Annotated in this window: 7 protein-coding genes and 2 pseudogenes; 8 read left to right on the forward strand and 1 reads right to left on the reverse strand. The window is 68.3% G+C overall.

From position 1 onward, the window contains the following. Window positions 1-1,506: a type VII secretion protein EccB gene (eccB, locus tag ACNQR1_RS04700; protein WP_418044467.1), complete on the forward strand. Its 1,506-nt coding sequence runs from the start codon at window positions 1-3 to the stop codon at window positions 1,504-1,506. On the opposite strand, the gene eccD (ACNQR1_RS04705) is transcribed toward eccB, so the two are convergent. Beyond that, window positions 1,507-2,973, reverse strand: coding sequence for a type VII secretion integral membrane protein EccD (eccD, locus tag ACNQR1_RS04705; RefSeq protein ID WP_418044468.1), 1,467 nt, complete (start codon window positions 2,971-2,973; stop codon window positions 1,507-1,509). An 85-nt stretch (window positions 2,974-3,058) separates the two neighbouring features. Here eccD (ACNQR1_RS04705) and eccCa point away from each other — a divergent pair, with 85 nt between their 5' ends. The 7 genes and pseudogenes from eccCa to ACNQR1_RS04740 all read left to right on the forward strand — a co-directional run. After that, window positions 3,059-7,057 carry a type VII secretion protein EccCa gene (gene eccCa, locus ACNQR1_RS04710; protein ID WP_418044469.1) on the forward strand — a complete coding sequence of 1,333 codons (3,999 nt, stop codon included), beginning with the start codon at window positions 3,059-3,061 and terminating at the stop codon, window positions 7,055-7,057. Next, on the forward strand, window positions 7,054-8,484 hold the full coding sequence (gene eccD / locus ACNQR1_RS04715) for a type VII secretion integral membrane protein EccD (protein WP_418044470.1): 1,431 nt from the start codon (window positions 7,054-7,056) through the stop codon (window positions 8,482-8,484). The genes eccCa and eccD (ACNQR1_RS04715) overlap by 4 nt, the downstream gene beginning before the upstream one ends. After that, window positions 8,484-9,866, forward strand: coding sequence for a type VII secretion-associated serine protease mycosin (gene mycP / locus ACNQR1_RS04720; protein ID WP_418044471.1), 1,383 nt, complete (start codon window positions 8,484-8,486; stop codon window positions 9,864-9,866). The genes eccD (ACNQR1_RS04715) and mycP overlap by 1 nt, the downstream gene beginning before the upstream one ends. Window positions 9,867-9,917: 51 nt before the next feature. Next, window positions 9,918-11,342 (forward strand): annotated as a pseudogene (locus ACNQR1_RS04725) (MinD/ParA family ATP-binding protein); the annotation flags it as partial. A gap of 245 nt (window positions 11,343-11,587) precedes the next feature. Next, window positions 11,588-12,052, forward strand: a complete 465-nt coding sequence (locus ACNQR1_RS04730; RefSeq protein WP_418044472.1) for a YbaB/EbfC family nucleoid-associated protein — start codon at window positions 11,588-11,590, stop codon at window positions 12,050-12,052. A 4-nt stretch (window positions 12,053-12,056) separates the two neighbouring features. Further along, a complete protein-coding gene (locus ACNQR1_RS04735) occupies window positions 12,057-12,353 on the forward strand; it encodes a hypothetical protein (protein ID WP_418044473.1) in 297 nt (98 codons plus the stop codon). Between the two features lie 2,802 nt (window positions 12,354-15,155). After that, window positions 15,156-20,966 (forward strand): annotated as a pseudogene (locus ACNQR1_RS04740) (alpha/beta hydrolase); the annotation flags it as partial. Window positions 20,967-21,989 lie beyond the last annotated feature (1,023 nt).

Here is a 21,989-nt window from a genome sequence, read left to right on the forward strand (position 1 = left end):
ATGCCAGCGCAAGTTACCACTCGCGCACAGGTGAACGGCTACCGTTTCCTGATCCGCCGGCTTGAGCACGCACTCATCCGGGGTGATTCGCGGATGATCCACGATCCGATGCGCGGTCAGATGCGGGCCCTGATCGTGGGCGTGGTGATCGCGGTCCTGATCACCGGGGCCGCGGCGGTGATGGCGTTCTTCAAGCCCACGCCCAACATCGGCGACGCGCAGATCGTGCTGAGCAAGTCCAGTGGCGCGCCCTTCGTCCGGATCGGCGACCAGATCCATCCCGTGCTGAACCTGGCCTCGGCCCGGCTGATCACCGGCAAGAACGAGAGCCCCAAGCAGGTCGACGACAAATTCCTCGACGCCGTACCGCGCGGGCCCATGGTCGGCATCGTCGGCGCGCCGGCGAGCATCAACCGCGGCGACGACTTGGCGATGTCGTCGTGGACAGTCTGTGACAACCTGCTGACCCCGGCCGTCACCGAAACCACTGGCACCGCCAGCCTGCAGACCACGGTGCTGGCCAACGACCCGGTGCTCGACGGCGGTATCCGCCCGGTCGATTCCACCGAGGCGATCCTCACCGAAACCGGCGGGACCACCTACCTGGTCTACCGAGGCGTGCGAGCACCGATCGACGTGTCAGATCCGGTTCTGGTCAACGGACTTCACCTGCAGGGCGCGGCGACACGGCCGATGTCGTCGGCCCTGCTCAACACCTTCCCGCTGGTGGACCCGATCACGCCGGTGCAGATCCAGGGTTCGGGCGAGCCCGGTCCGCTGGGACCGGAGCATCCGGTCGGCGCCATCGTCAAATCCGTCGACTCCCGCGGTGAACAGCTCTACGTGGTGTTGCGGGAAGGGCTGCAGCCCGTCTCGCAGGCCACCGCCGACATCATCCGCTACAGCGCGTCCGGCGAGGTGGCCACCGGGCAGATCGCCGACATCGCGCCCGCGACGCTGGCCGAGGTGGCCACCGTGCACCGGCTGCCGGTCGACCACTATCCGATGGTGTCGCCCCGGATCGTGTCGCCGAATCCGGACCGGGTGGTGTGTATGGGCTGGCAACGGTCCAACACCGACGCCCGTGCGGATGTACGGCTCCTGGTCGGGCACCGGCTGCCGACCGCCGAAGGGGCGCAGATGGTTCGGCTGGCCAGTGCCGACGGCAGCGGCCCCGGGGCGGACACGGTGTACCTGACCCCGGGCGCCGGCGAGTATGTGCAGGCCACCGGTAGCGATCCGGACAGCCGCTCGACGGGGCAGCTGTTCTACGTCTCCGACACCGGAGTGCGGTACCACATCAAGGATGTGCCGACCGCCGAGGTGCTCGGGGTCAGTGGCGTCAAGATTCCCGACGGCCCTGCCAACGCCCCGCAGTGGGCGCCGTGGCCGGTGCTGTCGTTGTTGCCTGCCGGACCGGAGCTGTCCCAGGAGGCGGCCCTGGTCGCCCATGACGGCATGGCCGCCGACCCGGACAGCAGCAAGGTGTCGACCGGCAAGCCTTAGTCAGAGGCGCATCTCCCGGAAGAATGCGTAGACCCGGATGATCCAGAAGCACAGCGGAAAAAGCGATCCCACCGCGATGTACTCGAGTATCTCGACCTGACGCCGCATCACCGGTGAGAACTCGCGCAGAGGTGCGACCAGCCCGCAGGCCAGGATCAGCACCATGAGGGCGAGCAGCACGACCACGGCACGGGCCTGCCAGCCCTCGACGTTCACCGCGGTCTTGAGGACCACGGCGACGGCGATGGTCAGCCCGCTGCCGATCAGTGTCGCCGACTGCACCAGGTCGTGGTGGCCGCGGCCGCGCAGACACAGCACGGTCGCCACCATGACGGCGAATACAGTTCCCTGCCAGTAGAACCCGTTGCTGACGTCCACCGCCAGATAGCAGCCGAGCAGGGCCGCGAGGGCGGCCGCGACGAGAATCCCGGTGAGGTGCTGATTGGCACGACGAACCCGGCTGATCAGATCTTCCTCGGTCGGGATGATCTGTTTGCCGATCGCATTGACGCCCTCGACAGTTGGGCCGCCCTGGGTTTCGATGTCGTCGAGTGGTTCGCCTGCCGTCGGCACCCGGGGGATCGGCAGTTTCGACAGGCCGATCGTCACCCGCGGAGCGAGATAGACGACGATAACGGCGGCGGTCGCGAGCAAAGCGCCCACCGTGCGGATGGGCGGCTGCCACAGCAACATTGCCGTGGAACTGACGCCACCGAAAGCGCACACCGCGATGATCGCGGTGTACACGGCGGATCCACTGCCCGAGACGAGCAGCACCAGCAGTGCGCCGAACGCGGTCAGCGCGAACGCCATCGGCAGCGAGGTGGCGCCGGAGCCGTCGGGTACCAGGTACAGCGAACCGGCGAACACCAGCGGCATCGACACCGCGGCGATCCAGGCCGACGTCGCGGCGGCGGGCGGCCGGTGCGCCACCAGGCAGGCCAGCACCACCCCCGCCACGCCGAGGGCCAGCACCCCCGCGGGTACCGCGGGTTGGGTCGCCCAACGTGCCAGCACACCGGCCAGCGTGACGGCCGCGGCGGCGGTGACACCGAAGCGGGCCAGCATGCCGGCGTTGTCGGCGAACCAGCTCCGCACGGCGCCGGGTCCGGCCTCTGTGTGCGTGTCGTCGACGTCGTCGAACAGCAGCGGGCTGACCGGCTGGCCCGCCACGCAGATCATCAACAGGTCGCCGTCGTAAACCCCCGCTTCGCCGAGCGACAGGTGTGGGGCGATCGGTTCGCCACCGAGTGGTGCCAGTGTCCACTGCCCGTCGGCGGCGAACTGGACGATCGCGTCGTTCGCCGTGATCTGCTCGTTCGCGATGTCGATGACATCGGGGATGTACTGGGCGATGCTGACGTGTGCGGGCAGCCCGACGTCGATGTTGAGCTCGCCGACCACCAGGGTCAGCCGGCTCAGTTCGGGTTCGGCCTCGGCTTCGAGCTCTGACTCAAGTAGGGTCACAATCCAGTCGGCCTCCTGCGCAATGGGATTGCTCGACACGAACAATACCCAGCATCCGGCTCCAGCAGCTTCCGGGGAGGGAAGGTTGAGTACGCAGGGGTTCGTCCGCCGCCTTCGGGTGGCGCCGCCGCGGATGCCCGGTGGCGAGGTCAACCTGGCCCCACCGCCCGAGGTGCCGCGGGCGATCCCGGGCAACCTGATGATGCGGCTGATGCCGTTCGTGATGCTGGTCGCGGTGATCGGCATGATCGCGCTGATGATCACGGTCGGTGGCCGGGACATGGCCAGAAGCCCGATGTTCCTGCTCTTCCCGATGATGATGATCATGTCGATGGTCGGCATGTTCATGGGCGGCGGGAACCGCAATGGCAAAGCCGCTGCCGAACTCAACGAGGAACGCAAGGACTACTTCAGTTACCTCGCGAATCTTCGCGAGGAAGCCGACACCACCGGGGCCGAACAACGCACCGCACTGGAATGGAGCCATCCCGATCCGCGGGCGCTGACCGACGTGGTGGGTACCCGGCGCATGTGGGAGCGGCGGCCGAGCGATGCGGACTACTGCCACATCCGGGTCGGCATCGGGACGCACCGGTTGGCGACACGATTGATGGCGCCGGAGACCGGGCCGCCCGAGGACCTGGAACCGGTGTCGACGGTGGCTCTGCGCCGGTTCGTCAAGACTCATTCGGTGGTGCATGCGTTGCCGACCGCGGTGTCGCTGCGGGCGTTCCCGACCATCACCTTCGAGGGTGAGCGCAAGCTCGCGCAGCAGCTGGTGCGGTCGATGGTGTTGGAACTGTGCACCTTTCACGGTCCGGACCATGTGCAGGTGGCGATCGTCACCGCCAACCCCGACGGTGAGAACTGGAGCTGGGTCAAGTGGCTGCCGCACGCGCAGCACGCGTCGACCCGCGACGGTATGGGTTCGATGCGCCTGCTGTTCCCCACGCTCGAGCTGATGGAGACGGCGATGTCTTCGGAGCTGGCCGAACGCGGCCGGTTCACCCGCAACTCGCAGCCGACGCAGGGGCTCAAACAGCTGGTCGTCGTGCTGGACGACGGATTCGTCACCGGCGACGAGCAGTTGATCACCGATGCGGGCCTCGACAGTGTGACGCTGCTCGATCTGAACGGACTGCGGGCCGGGGCGTCGGCCCGGCGCAGCCTGCAACTGGTCGTCGAGGGTGATGACGTGGCCGCGCGTACCGCGGTGGGCGTCGAACGGTTCGCGACCCCGGACGACATCACGATCCCCGAGGCCGAGACCACCGCGCGGCGGATCGGTCGCTACCGTCCGGCGAACGCCGCGCACATCGTCAGCCTGGAAGCGGACAACAGGGCCGTCGACCCGGGCCTGATGGCGCTGTTGAAGATTCCCGACGCCGCAGGCATCGTGCCCGAACAGGTGTGGCGGCAGCGATCCCCGCGGGAACGGCTGCGGGTGCCGATCGGGATCACGCCGAACGGTCAGCCGATAGAACTCGACATCAAGGAAGCCGCCGAGGGCGGCATGGGCCCGCACGGGTTGTGCATCGGTGCCACCGGATCGGGCAAGTCGGAATTCCTGCGCACGCTGGTGTTGTCGATGATCACGTCGCACTCACCCGAGCAGCTCAACCTGGTGCTGGTCGACTTCAAGGGTGGCGCGACGTTCCTCGGTCTCGACGGAATCGCCCACATCGCGGCCATCATCACCAACCTCGAAGACGAACTGACCATGGTGGACCGCATGCGGGACGCGCTGGCCGGTGAGATGAACCGCCGTCAGGAACTGCTCCGCGCCGCCGGAAACTTCCCGAACGTCACCGAGTACGAGCGCGCCCGGGCGGCAGGTGCGGACCTCGAACCGCTGCCAGCCCTGTTCATCGTGGTCGACGAATTCTCCGAACTGCTGTCCCAGAAACCGGATTTCGCAGAGCTGTTCGTGATGATCGGCCGGCTGGGCCGCTCCCTGCACATGCACCTGCTGCTGGCTTCGCAGCGGCTGGAGGAGGGCAAGCTGCGCGGCCTGGACTCGCACCTGTCCTACCGGCTCGGCCTCAAGACGTTCTCGGCGGGAGAATCGCGCAGCGTGCTCGGCGTGCCCGATGCCTACCACCTGCCCAGCGTTCCCGGTTCGGCATTCCTGAAATGCGATGCCTCCGAACCGATCCGGTTCAACGCGTGCTACGTCTCGGGGGAGTACGTCAAGCCACGGATATCGGCCCGCACCGGGCGGGTGACCCAGTTGGGCGCGCTGGCCCCCAAGTTGTTCACCGCCACGCCGGTCAAGAAGGATCCAGTGCCCGCGCGGGCACCGTTACCGCATGACTTTCCGGAGGCCGAGCCGGTCAGTTCGAGTCCCACCAAGACCACGCTGCTCGACATGGTGGTCAGCCGGCTGCGCGGCCACGGCAGGCCCGCCCACGAGGTGTGGCTGCCGCCGCTCGACGACAGTCCTGCGGTCAACGAGCTTCTGCCCGAATCCGATTGGTCTGCACCGCAGAACCTCAACGGCCGCTTGTGGATGCCGATGGGCGTGGTGGACCGGCCCTACGATCAGCGCCGCGATGTGCTCATGGTGGACCTTTCCGGCGCCCAGGGCAACGTGGCCGTGGTCGGTGGGCCGCAGTCGGGCAAGTCCACCACGCTGCGGACACTGATCCTGGCCGCCGCCGCCACCCACACTCCTGAGCAGTTGCAGTTCTACTGCCTGGACTTCGGCGGCGGTACCCTGACCAGCCTGGCGAAGTTGCCGCATGTCGGCGGGGTGGCGGGCCGGATGGACGCCGACGCCGTCCGGCGCACCGTGGCCGAGGTGGCCGGGGTGCTGCGCAGCCGCGAGCAGCTGTTCCGTGAACTCGGCATCGAATCCATGCGCGACTTCCGCCAGCGCAAGGCCAAAGGTGAGGTGAGCCAGGACAACTTCGGCGACGTGGTGCTGGTCGTCGACGGCTGGGCCTCGATCAAGAGCGACTTCGAGCAGCTCGACCCGGTGATCCAGTCGCTGGCCATCCAGGGCCTGTCCTACGGCGTGCACCTGGCCATCACCGCGTCGCGGTGGATGGAGATCCGGCCCGCGGTCAAGGACATGCTCGGGACCCGCGTCGAGCTCCGGTTGGGCGACCCGATCGACAGCGAGGTGGCGCGCCGGTCTGCCGAACTGGTTCCGATCGGGCGGCCCGGTCGCGGTATCAACTCCGAGCGGCTGCACATCCTGATCGGGCTGCCCCGACTGGACTCCAGCTCGACGGTGGAGGATCTGCCCGCCGGGGTGGCCGGGGCCGTCGAGGCGGTGCGCGCCCACTACCAGGACCGTGAGGCACCGAAGGTGCGGATGCTCCCGCATGACGTGAACCGCGACGACGTGGTACGGGCCGCGCGCGATGCCGGCCAGCTCAGCAAGGCCCGAATCGCCATCGGCATCAACGAGGAAGAGCTCGCCCCGGTGGTGCTGGATTTCGATTCACAACCACACCTGGTGGCCTTCGCCGACACCGAATGCGGAAAGACGGGCCTGCTGCGCAACATCGCCGCCGGTGTGATGGAGAACGCCAGCCCGGTCGAGGCCAAGATCATCCTGGTCGACTTCCGTCGTTCGATGCTGGGCGTCGTCCCCGACGAATACCTCGGCGGCTACGCCACCGCTCCTCAGTCGTGCAGCGACCTGATGACGGCACTGGCCGGTGCGCTCAAAGATCGCCTGCCGCCCAACGACATCACGCAGCAGCAGCTCAAGGAGCGGTCCTGGTGGTCGGGCCCGGACCTGTTCGTGATGGTCGATGACTACGACCTGATCCCCGGTGGTTCGCTGAGCCACCCGCTCGGCCCGCTGGTGGAGTATCTGCCGCAGGCCCGTGACATCGGCCTGCGCGTCGTGGTCACCCGGCGCAGCGGCGGTGCCGGACGGGCGATGATGGATCCGATCGTCGGACGTCTGAAAGACCTGTCCTGCAACGGTTTGGTGATGAGCGGAAGCAAGGACGAGGGCGGACTGTTCGGCGGATACAAGGCCAGCGCGATGCCCCCCGGCCGCGGCATGCTGGTCTCGCGGACCACCCGTAGCGGCGTGGTGCAGCTGTCCAGGATGCCCGACCCGTGACCGGCGTCGAGGAACTCCGCGCGGTGCACGTGGTGTCCGCGGCACCCGAGGCGATCCGGGTGTCCGTGGTCGGCGGGCGCACCCAACTCGATGTCGCGCTGCCTGCCGACGTCCCGGTGGCCGCGTTCCTTCCGGAGCTGGCCCGGCTGATCAAGTCCCGGGACGACGAGCGCAGTGAAGACCTGGCCGATCGGGACGAGCGGCGGACGTTCTGGGAGCTCAGTCGCGACGGACTCGGTGCCGGCGCGCTGGCACCCGATCAGACCCTGCGCGAGGCCGGTGTGAAAAACGGTGAGCTGCTGCGCCTCTCGGCCCGCCGCGCGCTGTCGCCGCCGATGCTGTACGACGACGTGGTGGACGCGGCAGCCCGGCTGAACCGCGCGTCCTACGCGGCCTGGAGCGCCACCGCGGCGCGGATGATGGCCTTCGCCGGGTTGTGGCTGTGCGCGGCCGTGTGGGTGGTCCTCCTGCTCGCACCCGGGCTGTCGGCGCACCGGCCGATGATCCTGGTCGCCGCGGCGCTGACGACGGTGACGCTGGTCGCCGCAGCGGCACTCGTGCGTCGTGTCCTCGGCAGAGCCGACATCGCCGCAGCGGTCGGCCCACCGGTGATCGCCGTCGGAGCTGCGGCGGGCTGGGTGCTCGCGGCCCCGCACGGCGCGGTCGGCCTGGCGCTCGGATGCGCAGTGTTGTTGGTGCTCACCGGGATATGTCACCGCGTGATCGGTACCGGCCACTGGACCTACGTGGCCGCGGCGGTACTGCTGGGCTTCGGCACAGCGGCGTTCGGGGCCCGGACGCTGGGGGTGCCGGTCTCCGTGGTGGCTGCGGCCGCCGCGGTGGTCGCGGTGTTCGGGTGTCTGGCGGTGCCGGTGCTGACGGCACGGCTGGACCAGTACCCGGTGCTGTCCGTAGGCGCGTCGCGCGGGCACGATCCGTTCACCGCGGCTGCCGCCGTGGCAGAACCCGGCACCCCGATGCCGAGCGCGGAACAGGTGTGGGACCGGGTGCAATCGGCGGTGCTGACCCGTTCCGGCCTGCTGGCCGGGGCGGCAACGACCGCGCTGATCAGCAGTATCGCGTTGATGCGCGTCGATACAGATTGGGCGGCATTCGCTTTCGCCCTGGTCTGTGCCGCGGTCCCGGCCTTGCACAGCCGTCGGGCGGCGACCTGGCCGGAACGCGCTGCGCTCGCCGTTCCCGCGTGCGCGCTGGTGCTGCTGGCGTGCGTGCAAGCCCAGTCCGGGGCCTGGCCGCTGCAGCTCACCGGGGTCGTCGTACTCGCGGCGTTGGCGGTGGGCGGGGTCGCGGTCCGGTACGTTCACCGGACCCGGACTGCCCTCGGGTATCTCGAGTATCTGGCCGTGGCCGCCGTGATCCCGCTGGCGTTGTGGCCACTCGGACTCTACGAACGGCTGGGCGGCTGATGAGCGCCCGCCGGTGCGCGGCGCTGATGACCGTGGTTGTCACGGTGACGCTGGCCGGCTTCGGCGCGCCTCCGGCCGGTGCGGTGACACCACCCGTCGTCGAACCCGGCCCGCCGCCGACCGGGCCCGTCGCGCCTGCGCAGCCAACCGAGCAGAAGTCGATCTGCGGCGTCCCCACCGGCGTGCTCCCCGGCACCGACTTCACCAAACAGACCAGCGCGGAAGCCATGCTGGAATACCGCAAGGCCTGGCGCTTTTCGCGCGGTGCGGGGCAGAAGGTGGCGGTGATCGACACCGGCGTCAACCGCCATCCGCGGCTTCCCGCGCTGGAGCCGGGCGGTGACTACGTGTCGAACACCGACGGACTGGTCGACTGCGACGCGCACGGCACCCTGGTCGCAGGCATCATCGGCGCGGCCCCCGCAGACGGTGACAGCTTCGCCGGGGTGGCCCCGGAGGCGACCATCCTGTCGATCCGGCAGAACAGTGGCGCGTTCAGCGTCGCGGGCACGAGCAGCAGCCAGAACGACGATCCCAACGCGACGTCGATCGGTTACGGCAATACGCGCACGCTCGCACTTGCGATCGCACGGGCGGTGGACCTCGGTGCCACGGTGATCAACCTCTCGGAGGTGGCCTGCGCGCCGGTTTCGGCGGGGATGGACGACAGGGAACTCGGGCTCGCGGTGCGATACGCCTACGAACGCAATGTCGTGGTGGTGGCCGCGGCGGGCAACTTCAACTCCCACAGCATGTGCAAGGCACAGAACAACATGAACGATCCGAACCAGCCGCTGGACACCGGCTGGAACAGCGTCAGCACCATTGCCAGCCCCGCCTGGTTCTCCGACTACGTGCTGACGGTCGGCGCCGTGACCACGTCGGCCACCCCGGCGGACTTCAGCCTGCACGGGCCGTGGGTGGCGGTGGCCGCCCCGGGCGAGCGGGTCACCTCGTTGGATGCCGGCGGGCCGGGCCTGAGCAACGGGCAACTCGGCCAGCAGGGCCTGGCCCCGTTGAACGGCACGAGCTTCGCTGCGCCGTTCGTCTCGGGCGTGGTGGCGCTGATCCGGTCGCGCTACCCCGACCTGACCGCCGGCGAGGTCAAGGATCTGGTCGAACGCACGGCCCGCACCCCGGGGAATGGACCCAACCAGGCCACGGGTTATGGAGTCGTGGACCCCGTCGCGGCACTGACCTACCAGCTCCCGGCGGGGACCGGCGGCCGCGATGTCACTGCTGCTTCACCGATCAGCGGCCCGCCGCAACCCGATCCGGGTAATGTGCGGGCGCGCAGGATCGTCTTCACCGTCACCGCGGCGTGTCTTGCGTTGATGGTGGCGACGGTGGCGGTGGCTGCTGCCCGGCGGCGGTCCAGGTGAGTTAGGGGAAAGATGCCGGACGAGAATCGGCCGATCGGCGAGCCCACATCGCTCGACGACTTGGCACCTGGCGAATTGGACGAGGTGGAGGCCCGGGCCGCGGCACTGCTGGAACAGATTGCGGCACAACGCTCGGCCCGGCAGAACCATACCGCCACGTCGCCTGCCGATGACACGACCGACGCCTTCGTGGTGGCACCTCCGCCGGAGCCGACCCCCGCCCCTGCGCCGCCGGTCCGCCGGCTTGCCCCACCGCCGTGGCAGATGCACAGCACCATCGGATCGCGGGAGTTCGCCGAACGCTTCGATGTCGCCGAGCAGGAACCGCAACGCGCTGCGCCAGACCCCGAGCCGCCGGCTCCCGAGCCGGCGGAACCGCCGACCGGTTTGATCCCGATTCCGCCGCTGCCGCCGAGGCATGCGGTGCCTCCGCCTCCGCCCCCTCCGCTGCCGTTGCCGCCGCCGGGCTTCCTGCCCCCGTTGCCGCCGCTGCTTCCGCCGCCGACGGGTGTGGCGCCACCGCCGCAGTACTCGCCCGTGCCGCCTTCGCTCGATGACGCCGGAATCATCAACCGGGCCCGCAACGCACCCCATTCCGGATGGCGCCGAGCCGTGCATCTGGCGAGTGCCGGCCGGGTCAATCCCGGCGAATCTCGCAGGGAGCGCGAGCGGGAGGATCTGCTGGCCCAGATCCGTCAGCCGATCGCCGGCGACTTCCGGATCGCCGTGCTGTCGATCAAGGGCGGGGTCGGCAAGACCACCACCACGCTGGGCCTGGGCTCGGCGCTGTCGATGATGCGCCAGGACCGGGTGATCGCGGTCGACGCGAATCCGGACCGCGGAACGCTGGCCGAACGGGTTCGGGACGCGTCGAGCCAGTCGACCGTGCGGGACCTGCTCTCGGATCCCGACATCGAGCGCTACGCCGACGTCCGTAACCACACCCGCATGGCGGGCAGCCGGCTGGAAGTGCTGGCCAGCGAGCAGGAACCCGCCGTATCGGAGGTCTTCGGAGAATCCGACTACCGCCGCACCGTCAGCATCCTGCGTCGCTACTACAACATCATCCTCACCGACTGCGGTACGGGCATCATGCATTCCGCGATGGCGGGCGTGCTCGATCTGGCTCATGCGATCGTGCTGGTCAGCTCGCCGGCGATCGATGCGGCACGCAGTGCGTCGGCAACGCTGGACTGGCTGATGCAGCACGGTCACTCCGCGTTGGTCCGCGAAGCGCATGTGGTGCTCAGTGCCTCACGGCCCGGATCGGCGAAGCTCAAACTGGACAAGGTCTACGAGCACTTCGAAGCCCGCTGCCGCTCGGTGCACATGATCCCGTTCGACCCGCATCTGGCGGAGGGCGCCGATGTCGACTTCGACCTGATCGATCCGTCCACGCTGCAGGCGTATCTGGAACTGGCTGCGGCAGTGGCGGAAAAGTTTCCCCGGTTGCGAGGCGCGCCCCAGTACGGGTGACCCGGTTCTCGGTGAAGGCAAAGACCGCGCGGTTCGGTCAGTGGCATGAGAGCTATCGGCGGGGGATGTGGACTGTCGAGTAAATCTCGGTTATCTACGCGCGGGTGGCAAATTATGGCGTGAGTGGTATTGCGATGATGGCAATTTCGCAGACGTAATTGTTCAAGCGCTCAAATATGGTTGGCCAGAATCGAATTCGGCAAAGAACGTGGCGGCGCGTTTGCGAATCTGGAACACTGGCCCGAATGAGTAACGATGCCCTCCGGCATCAGATGACCGAGGTGCTCGCCTTGGTCCAAGAGCAGATGGCCGATATCGCCGCGGTGCAGCGCGCGCAGGCGCAGCTCACCGCCAGCGCTGAGGCGGCCGATGGCCTGGTCGAGGTGACGGTCGACGCACGGGGCCACGTCGTCGAAACCGTCATCGACGAGACGTATCTCGACGAGTACGAATTAGAAGAACTCGGTGGCCACGTCACCGAGGCCGCACAGTCCGCGGCGCAACTGGTGGCGCAGCGGTCAGCCGCCCTGATGATGCCGATCGACGAGCGGCGCCGGATGATGCCGTCGTTGTCGGACATCGTCGACGATGCGCCGGATCTGCGCGACCTGACCCGATCCGTATACGGCAACGATGACGAGGCCGTGCGAGCGAGCCAGCCAGAGGATGATGACCGGGACGAATCCGCCTTCCCCACCGTGAGGAGCTGAATCGATGGCTGACGAACTCGGTGTCGGACCTTCCGACCTGCGGTCAACCTCGAAGGACCTGAACGATGTCAGCGTCAGGATGAAGAACGTGCTGTCATCCCTGCAAGCCAATCTGGCGGCCGAAGGTGCCGCATGGGGCGATGACAAGATGGGTGACGGGTTCGCGAACGGCGGCGGAGGGTATCTGGCGCAAAAGGATTGGGTCGACGGCTCCGTGGCGGTCAAGACCGACCTGCTCGATTACTACTCGGACGGTTTGAAGGGCTCCGCGGACTCCTTCGAACAGCAAGACCAGCCGTAGCGGTCACCCCACCGCGTGGACATCCAGATCCCACCCGAGCTCCAATGGGTGTCATACCTCGCGGGCGGTGAGTGGCCGCAAGGCAGTGAAACCCGCACCCGCCGCATCGGTGAGCACTATCAAGCCGCGGCCGAAGCACTGCAGGACCTCGTCCCCGACCTGAGCAGGGTCCGCGGTGAGACGATGTCGGTCCTGTTCGGCGACACCGCCGATGCCGCGGAGAAGCAGTTCGCCATGCTGTTCGACGGCGACTACACAGTCGAGAAACTCGCCCAAGGCATTTCGGGGATGGGTGAGGGTGCAACCAACTTCAGCTCCGAGATCGAATACAGCAAGCTGTCGATCATCGTCGGACTGGCTCTCGCCGCCGCAGAGATCTCGTACAGCCTGGCCATGTCGAGCCCAACGCTCGGGGCGTCGACGGCGGCGATCCCCGTCATCGAGACAACGACGATGGCGTGGATACGTGCGCTCGTCGCGTGGGCGATCCGGCGTATCGGCGAGAAGATGGCCGAACTGCTGACCAAGACGATGATGAAAAGGCTCCTGCACGAAACCATCCAGGAATCCTTCGAGGAGCTTGGGCAGGGGCTGCTTCAAGAGGGGATCGTCCAGGGGATCCAGGCCAACAACGGACATGCCGACTACCGGTGGGACCGATTCAAGCAGACTGCGATTGCCTCGACGGTCGGTGGCGGCGCCGGCGGAGCCACTGCCGTCCCGGTCGCGCACGGACTCGGACCTGCCCGCAACCGGTTCATGGCGGCGACCAAGGGCGCGACCACCATGTTCACCGCCGGTGTGTCGGGCAACGTGGCAGGCACTCTGTCGGTCGGTGGCGAATTCGACGCGATCTCGATCCTTGCCAGTTCCACCAGCACGAGTATCGGCGGTCTGAAAGGCATCGGCGGAGGTCATGCGCCGCAGCAGGGCAACCAGACGAATCCGGCGGGTCCGGCGCGGCCCGATGCCCCGAATGTCGGCCTGCGGGGCGAGAATCCGGATGGGAGGCTGGACACCGGACAGCAGGACACCGATGACGACGGTGAGAGCACAACCAACCGAACTCCGCAGAACGATTCCACCGGGCAGTCGGCCGCACCCGCCAAGGCCGGAGCGGGGCGGGCCGGCACCGGTCAGACGAACAACACCACACCGCAATCGGATTCGAAGGCGACCACCTCCAAGAACGGGGAACGTCACGGTGCGGTCGACGAGTCCACGGATCAGGACTCCGACGAGGCATCGGACAAGGCCGACGCCGACTCCGACGTCGACTCAGATGTCGATGCCGAAAGCCAACATGCGCCCGCCGACCGGGATGAGCAGCAGGACTCGGCGAAGTCGGAGCATGACAACAGCGATTCGGCCGACATCCCCGCGGATGAGCCCGCACACACAGCCATGCTCAGCCCGGACCAGGATGCCGCGGATCCGGCGACGAATATCTCGACAACGGACGTGCCACACGCTGCGGTAGCTGCCGAACCGGTGTCGGTCGACGCGACTCCCGACGTCCAGGGTGGGCAGGACGTCGAAGACGCACAGGCGGCCCCCGACGTCACACAGGCACCTGCCGATCCGGCGCAGGTGCAGCAGGATCCCGCGCCGCAAGCCGCGTCGTCGGCCATCTCGCCGACACCAGTCACCTCCACGCCCACGCCCACGCCCACGACCACCACACCCACGACCACCACACCCGCCACCACGACCACCACACCCGAGCAAGCCGCCAAACCGACTGCGACGAAATCTGATTCGAAGCCTGTCGAAGCGAAGCAGGCCGCTCCGGCAGCGCGGCCCGCAGGGTCCGAATCGCAGGTCGCCGGTGTGCCGGCCGCGCGGGTCCAGGAGACCGCCCAGGACACCAACCAGAACAACACGCAGGACACCGGCGAGCAGGTCTCGGTTCCGGCGCGTGGCGACCAGAACTGTGTGCTCGATGCCGCCGACGATCTGTCGGCGCACTTCGGCCGGGACTACCCGGTCACCGGGGAGCCGTCGTCGACCGGAATGCCCGCGCGGGCCCTGTACCAGGCCGTCGGGTCGCGGGCCGACTTCGCCACCTACGGTGAGATCGAGGCCGTGCTGCGGGGCATGGAACCCGGATCGGCCGCGGTCATCACGTCGGCGTGGGCAGGCGACGGACAGCGCCAGGGCGGGCATGCCTACGTCGCGGTCTTCGACGGTAAAGACGTGTATCTGCTGCACCGCGGGGAACGGCAGGGCTGGCCACCGTCCTGGGGGCAGAGCGCGGTGTCGACGACCGCCGTCGGTTACCTTGATGCGCAAGGCAATCCGGTGAACGAGCTAGGGTCCGGGCCCGATGACCTCGCCGCGGCGATCGCGGTTGGCGACGTACAGGGCACACCGGACCAGACGCCGGGCGAGCAGTGGCAGCACGTCACACCCCAGAGTCAGCTCGCCGACGAGGCGCTCGCAAAACGTATACCCCCCGTCGACGCCGGTGACCTGCGTAATCCGCTGGGTTTGATGGAGTCTGCCGATGCCCGGGCGCGCGCCAACGCGACCTGGTGGGGCGGGCTGACAGGGCCCGAGCAGCGCGCCCTGATCGATGTGCATCCGCAGCACATCGGTAATGCGGAGGGAATCCCTCCGGCCGCCCGCCATGCGGCGAACACCCAACTGCTGGAGGCGCAACGCCGTCAGTTGCAGGATTGGCGGGACAGCGGCCGGCGGTTGACCCGCAGCCAGAGCCGAATGCTGGCTCGGCTGGACCGGATCCAGAGCTCCCTCGCCGACGCGCAGGCCCGCGCTGCGGAGGCCGGGATCGACGCGCCGATGCTGTTGGCCTTCGACGCCTCGGAGTTCGGCGGTCACGGCCGAGCGGTCGTCAGTTTCGGTGCCGATCCCTACCGGGCGGACTCGGTGTCGTGGCACGTGCCAGGGCAGGGCACCACGATCGACCGGATCGGTGCCTGCATGGACGGCGCTCTCAACCACCTGCAGGCCACGCTGCAGGCCAACCCTGGGCAGTCAGCTGCCTCGATCGCGTGGCTCGGATACGACGCACCCAGTGGCTGGAGTGGGTGGCGGGTGGCCGGGCACGGGTCCGCCCGCGAGGGCGGCGCAGTCCTCTACAGCGATATCCGGGCGTTCAATGCGGGCCGCGACACCGTGGCCGCCGACGGCAGCCACTTCAGCGACAACCACATCTTCGCCCACGGCTACGGTTCGACAGCCGTCAGCTATGCGGGTCGAGATGGTCGGCTGGCCAATGACATTCGTACGGTCACCCTCAGCGACTCGCCGGGAGCCGGACCCGTGCGCCGCGCCGCCGAGTTCGGGATCGGGGCCGAGAACGTCTACGTGGCGTCCTCGTCGCGGGATGTCCCCACCCCGCCGGCCGGGCGGACGCCAATCGCCGAGCTCAGCCTCGGGGTCGACCCGTGGGCGGAAGCCTTCGGGGCGAACCGCGGGACCCACACCCAGCTCGAACCGTCGGCCGAGACCGAAACTGCTGCGCTTGAGCCAACTGCTCCACCCGTCCAGAGCACTCGCGAGATCGCGAATGATGCGCTGGCGCAGCGGGATCCCCCCGCAAGCGCCGGTGATGTGGCCAACCCGTTGGGTGTGGCCGAGGACGCCAGGACCCGGGCCGAGTCCAACGTGCGCTGGTGGGCGGGTCTGTCCGAGGAACAGCGGCAGGCGCTGATCGAGACGTATCCGGCTCAGATCGGCAATTCGGAGGGCATTCCGCCGGCCGCCCGCGACCTGGCGAACCGCACCGCGCTGCAGATGGCCCGGGATCACGTGCAGCAGAAGCTCGATCGCGGCGAAAAGCTGACCAAGCCGGAAAAGAACCACTTGCTGCGCATGAACCGCCTGGACGCTGCGTTGCAGCAGATGGGGCACGAAGCGGCCGAGGCCGGCCTCGATGCGCCGCTGGTGCTGGCATTCGACCCGCCCGCGTTCGGCGGCGACGGGCGGGCCGTCGTGAGCTTCGGTGCGGACCCGTATCAGGCGGATTCGGTGTCGTGGCTGGTGCCGGGGTTCGCGACGACGATCGACAAGCTCGAAGGGAACATGCGCAATGCGCTGAACCACCTGCAGTCGACTCTCCAGGAGAACCCGACGCTGGCGGCGACGTCGATCGCCTGGATCGGCTATGACGCGCCGAACGATTCGGCCACCCCCCGGGTCGCCAGGCCGACGCTCGCACGCCAGGGCGCCGAGATTCTGTACAGCGACATCCGGGCGTTCAACGCGGCGCGCGACACCGTGGCCGGTGACGGCAGCCATTTCCGCGGCAACCACATCTTCGCGCATTCGTACGGTTCCACCACCGCGAGCTACGCCGGTCGGAACGGACGACTGGCCAACGACATCCGCACCGTGACGCTGCTGGGCTCACCGGGTGCGGGTCCGATGCGGCATGCCCGCGATTTCGGGATCGGCGCCGACAACGTGTTCGTCGCGTCGTCCTCGCTGGACCCCGTCACCGGATTGGGTGGGCGCACACCCGGGCAGAACGGCCGGTTCCTCGGGCGGGGTCTCGGCTTGGACCCGGCGATGGATACGTTTGGGGCGGTACGGGTTACCGCCCAATTCCCGGCCTCGATGAACGACGGCGGAAGCGTCGGCACCCACCGAAGCTACTACCGCTACATGGACGGCGACACCGGTCCACGGGTGCGCACGGAATCGCTGGCCAACTTCGGCCGGATCGCCGCCGGGCACCCCGAGAGACTGCATCGCGAACGGTACCGCACTGTCGTCGACGGGCGCACCGTCGAGCCGGCCGCCGGGCGTGCGTTGCGACTGGACGGCGATATCGACACCCACCGGCCCGGGGAGCCACGCCGGTGGAACCCGCGGTGGCATCCGGGCCAGGTGGAGCCGTCAGCGGCACAGGTGGCAGCGGATCAGGCTCTCGGACAACGAATTCCGCCGGTGGCCATCAAAGACCTGGTCACCCCTCTGGGGAACGAGCCTGCCGCGGTGGCCCGCGCACGAGCCAACGCGGCCTGGTGGTCGGAACTGAGCGAGCAGCAGCAGGCCGATCTGATCGAGGCGTACCCCTACCAGATCGGCAATGCCGAAGGTATCCCGGCCGCCGACCGCGACGTGGCCAATCGCCGTGTGCTGCAACGCTATCTGGACCGCGCCGCCGGCATCCAGGCGCAAATCGATGCCGGTACCCAACCCAACGACACACAGCTCGACTTCCTGCTGCGGGTGAACCGGCTGGAGAGTGCTCTGCAACGAGCGCATGTGGCCGCTCAGCAGGCCGGTGTGGGGGAGCCGCTGGTCCTCGCCTTCGACCCGCCGGCGTTCGGCGGCGACGGACGTGTGCTGGTGAGCTTCGGCGTCGATCCGTACGTGGCGGACTCGGTGTCGTGGTACGTGCCCGGCATGGGGTCGCAGATCAACAAGCTCGACTACATCATGCACTGCGCATTGAACATCCTGCAGTCGACGCAAACCGAGAACCCTTCCATATCGGCAGCTTCGATCGCCTGGTTGGGCTATGACGCACCGAACGACTCGGCGACAGTCCGGGTCGGCAGTACGAAGCTGGCAGAGGCGGGCGGCGACATCCTGCACGCCGACATCAGCGCGTTCAACGCGACCCGCGACGCGTTCGCCGGCGACGGCAGCCATTTCACCGGCAATCACATCTTCGGGCATTCGTACGGGTCGACGACCACCGGTTACGCCGGACGTGGCGGCCGGTTGGGGGAGCACGTCAGCACGATCACGCTGCTGGGTTCACCCGGCGTGGGCCCGTTGCAGAGCGCCAGTGATTTCGGGATCGACCCCCGCAACGTGTTCGTGGCGTCGTCTTCCCGGGATTTCGTGACGGGCATCGGTGGGCGTACGCCAGATTCGCACGGGCGGTGGGGCCGGGGTCTGGGCACCGATCCTGCGATGGACACCTTCGGCGCGCAGCGGATCCGCGCGGAGTTCCCGGCGTCGATGGACCGCAAGGACACCACCGCGACCCACAACGCGTACTTCGATTTCCAGGAGACCGACGGCCCGGGCACCCGGCAGTGGCTGGTCACACCGGCCAACGCGGTCCGATCCGAGTCGCTGACCAACGTCGGCCGCATCGCTTCCGGGCACACTGAACGACTCGATCTCGAACCACACCGCACCATGGCGGAGCGACCCGGGCGCTTCTTCGGAACTCGCAGGGAAACCGTCGAACCGGCGGGTGCACGGAACAACACCCAGGGCCGCAACTGGTGGAATCCGCGGTGGCGTGATGCCGACATCGAAGTCGACCCGCAGCACGCCGTCACCGAACCCACCTGGACCCCGGCCGGCGGCCAGACCCAGCACACGGCAACCCGTGCGGTGGCGGATGCGGCTCTGGCGCAGCGGGTTCCGCCCGCAGGCGCCGCCGACCTGGTCAATCCGCTGGGTAGGGCCGGGGACGCGGTGGCGCGGGCCCGCGACAATGCCGTGTGGTGGTCAGGTCTGACGGATGCGCAGCGACAGGCGCTGATCGAGTCGTATCCGTCGCGGATCGGTAACGCGGAAGGTATCCCGCCGGCAGCCCGCGACGCCGCGAACCGCCTGGCGATCAAGCGCTTCCAGGACCACGTGCAGTCGATGATCGACCGTGGTGTGCGACCGGGAAAGACCGACCTCGCCAACCTGTTGCGGGTGAATCGTCTGGATCTCGCGCTGCAGGCAGCGGCGGCGAACGCGGCACAGGCCGGGGTTGGCGGCCCGATGGTGCTCTCGCTGGACCCGTTCGAGTTCGGTGGCGACGGCCGGGCGGTCGTCAGCTTCGGGGCCGATCCGTATCAGGCGGATTCGGTGTCGTGGCTGGTGCCCGGATTCGCGACCACGGTCGACAAGCTCGAAGGCAACATGCGCAACGCGCTGAACCACGTGCAGTCGACGATGCGCGAAGATCCCACACTCGCGGCCACGTCGATTGCCTGGATCGGATACGACGCTCCGAACGGCGCAGCCAGTGGCCGGGTACTGAGCCCAGCGTTGGCGCGCGCCGGCGCCGAGATCCTGTACTCCGACATCCGGGCGTTCAATGTCGCCCGTGACACCGTGGCCGGAGATGGCAGCCGTTTCACCGGAAACCACATCTTCGGCCACTCCTACGGCTCGACCACCGTGAGCTACGCGGGCCGGGGGGCACGTCTGGCCAACGACGTTCGCACCGTGACACTGCTGGGCTCCCCAGGCGCCGGACCGATGCACCATGCCAGTCAATTCGGGCTCGACCCCGGCAACGTGTTCGTCGCGTCCTCGTCGCGGGATCCGGTCACCGGCTTCGGAGGGCGCAGGGCGGAGCAGAACGGCCGCTTCGCCGGACGCGGGCTGGGTATGGATCCGGCGATGGACGAATTCGGCGCAGTCCGGGTCACCTCCGAGTTCCCGGCGTCGATGAACACGGCGAGCACCGTCGGGACACACAAGAGCTACCACCACCATGTGAGTGAGGGCGACGGCCCGCCGGTGCGCACCGAATCCCTGGCCAATTCCGGGCGGATCGCTGCCGGCCGCACCGACAGGCTGGACCTCGAGGGACACCGAAGGGTTGTGGACGGGCGCACGGTGGATCCGGCGGCCGGACGGCCGCTGCGACTGGACGGCGATACCCAGGTAGAGCACGAAGGCCCGCGACGGCCGTGGAATCCGCGGTGGCACGCCGGCGAGATCGAGCCGTCGGTGGCGCGTGCGGTGGCAGAAGAGGCCCTGGGGCAACGGATTCCGCCGCTGGCCGCCGACGACCTGGTGCACCCTCTTGGCAGGGAATCGCAGGCGGTGGCGCGGGCCCGCAACAACGCCGCCTGGTGGTCGGGTTTGTCGGAGGAGCAGCAACAGGCACTGCTCCAGGAGTTTCCGCAGCAGATCGGTAACGCCGAAGGCATTCCCGCTGCCGTTCGCGACGCCGCCAACCGGGAGATGCTACGGCGCCATGCCGAGCGCGCCGCGGCGGTGCAGGCCAAAGTCGACGCCGGCGAGGATCCCGGCAATCGCGACCTGGACTTCCTACGACGGATCAACCGACTCGAAAACACTATGCAGCGAGCGGAAGTGGCGGCCCAGCAGGCCGGTGTGGGCCATCCGCTGTTGCTGGCCCTGGACCTGGGGGCGTTCGGCGGTGACGGACGCGCATTGGTGAGTTTCGGAGTCGACCCGTACACCGCGGATTCGGTGTCGTGGTACGTGCCCGGACTGGGGTCGCAGCTGGACAAGCTCGACTACATCATGCACTGCGCGTTGAACATCCTGCAGTCGACACGAACCGAGAACCCCTCGCTGTCGTCAGCGTCGATCGCGTGGCTGGGTTACGACGCACCGAACGACTCGGCTTCGGCGCGCGTGGCGCGGCCCGGCCTGGCCCGCGCCGGCGGCGAGATGCTCTACACCGACATCAGCACCTTCAACGCGGTGCACGACGCATTCGCCGGTGACGGCAGCCATTTCAACGGCAACCATGTGTTCGGCCATTCGTACGGGTCGACCACCACGGGCTACGCGGGTGCCGGAGGCCGGTTGGCGCCGCACATCACCACGGTGACCCTGGTCGGCTCACCGGGTGCCGGTCCTATACGGAGTGCCGGTGATTTCGGGATCGACACCCGCAACGTCTTCGTCGCCTCGTCGTCGCGCGACTTCGTAACCGGACTGGGTGGGCGAACGTCGGATTCGCAGGGCCGGTTCGGAATCGGGCTGGGCACCGACCCGGCCATGGATACGTTCGGCGCGCAACGCGTCAGTGCCGAATTCCCTGCCTCGATGGATCGCAAGGACACCCTGACGACTCACAATGCCTACTTCGACTATCTGGAAACCGACGGTCCGGGGACCCGGCAGTGGCTGGTCACTCCGTCGAATGCGGTCCGCACCGAATCGCTGACCAACATCGGCCGCATCGCCGCGGGGCATCCCGAGCGGACGCACGTCGAACCGCACCGCACCGTCGACGGAAACGGTTCCCGCACCATCGAACCCGCGGCAGCCCGACCGGTCATGCGGCTCGACGACGATCCCGGTGCCTTTCACCCGACCGACACTCACCAACGGAACCGCATCCCGAGCTGGACCCGGGGCAGCGACTGCGCCCAGGTTCTCGCCGGAGAAGTGTCGGCACGGACCGGCCGCGACATCCAGCTCGACGTCGCGCCGTCACGCCGTGGAACCCCCGCTCGGGCGATGTTCAAGGCGTTCGGATCCAGCGCCGATTTCGCGACGTACATGCAGGTGGAGGAGACGCTGCTGGACATGCCGTCGGGCTCGATGGCGGTCATGGCCTCGCGCTGGAGCGGAGGGCAGCCCGTCGGGCACGCCTATATGGCGGTCAACATCGACGGCCGGGTGTACCTGTTCGACCCGCACACCCGGCAGTATTCGGGATGGCCCCCGCACTGGGGACAGGACGCGGTGACGCAGACCGCCGTCGGCTACCTGCGCAGTAACGGCGAACCTGTCCACCGAGGGCGCTGGCACAACCAGTTCGCCGCGGCCGCCATCGGCAGGGTCCAGGGACTCCCCGAAGGTCTGGCGCACGGGAACATCGACAACAGGCCGGCCGCCGAACGCGACACCGCGAATCGTGCTGCGTTGCAGCACTACCGGGACCGGGCCGACCACATCCGGACCAAACTCGATCAGTTCGGGCAGACCACCCGCGAA

Origin of the sequence: Mycobacterium sp. 48b, assembly GCF_048282725.1 — a bacterium.
Taxonomy (GTDB): Bacteria; Actinomycetota; Actinomycetes; order Mycobacteriales; family Mycobacteriaceae; genus Mycobacterium.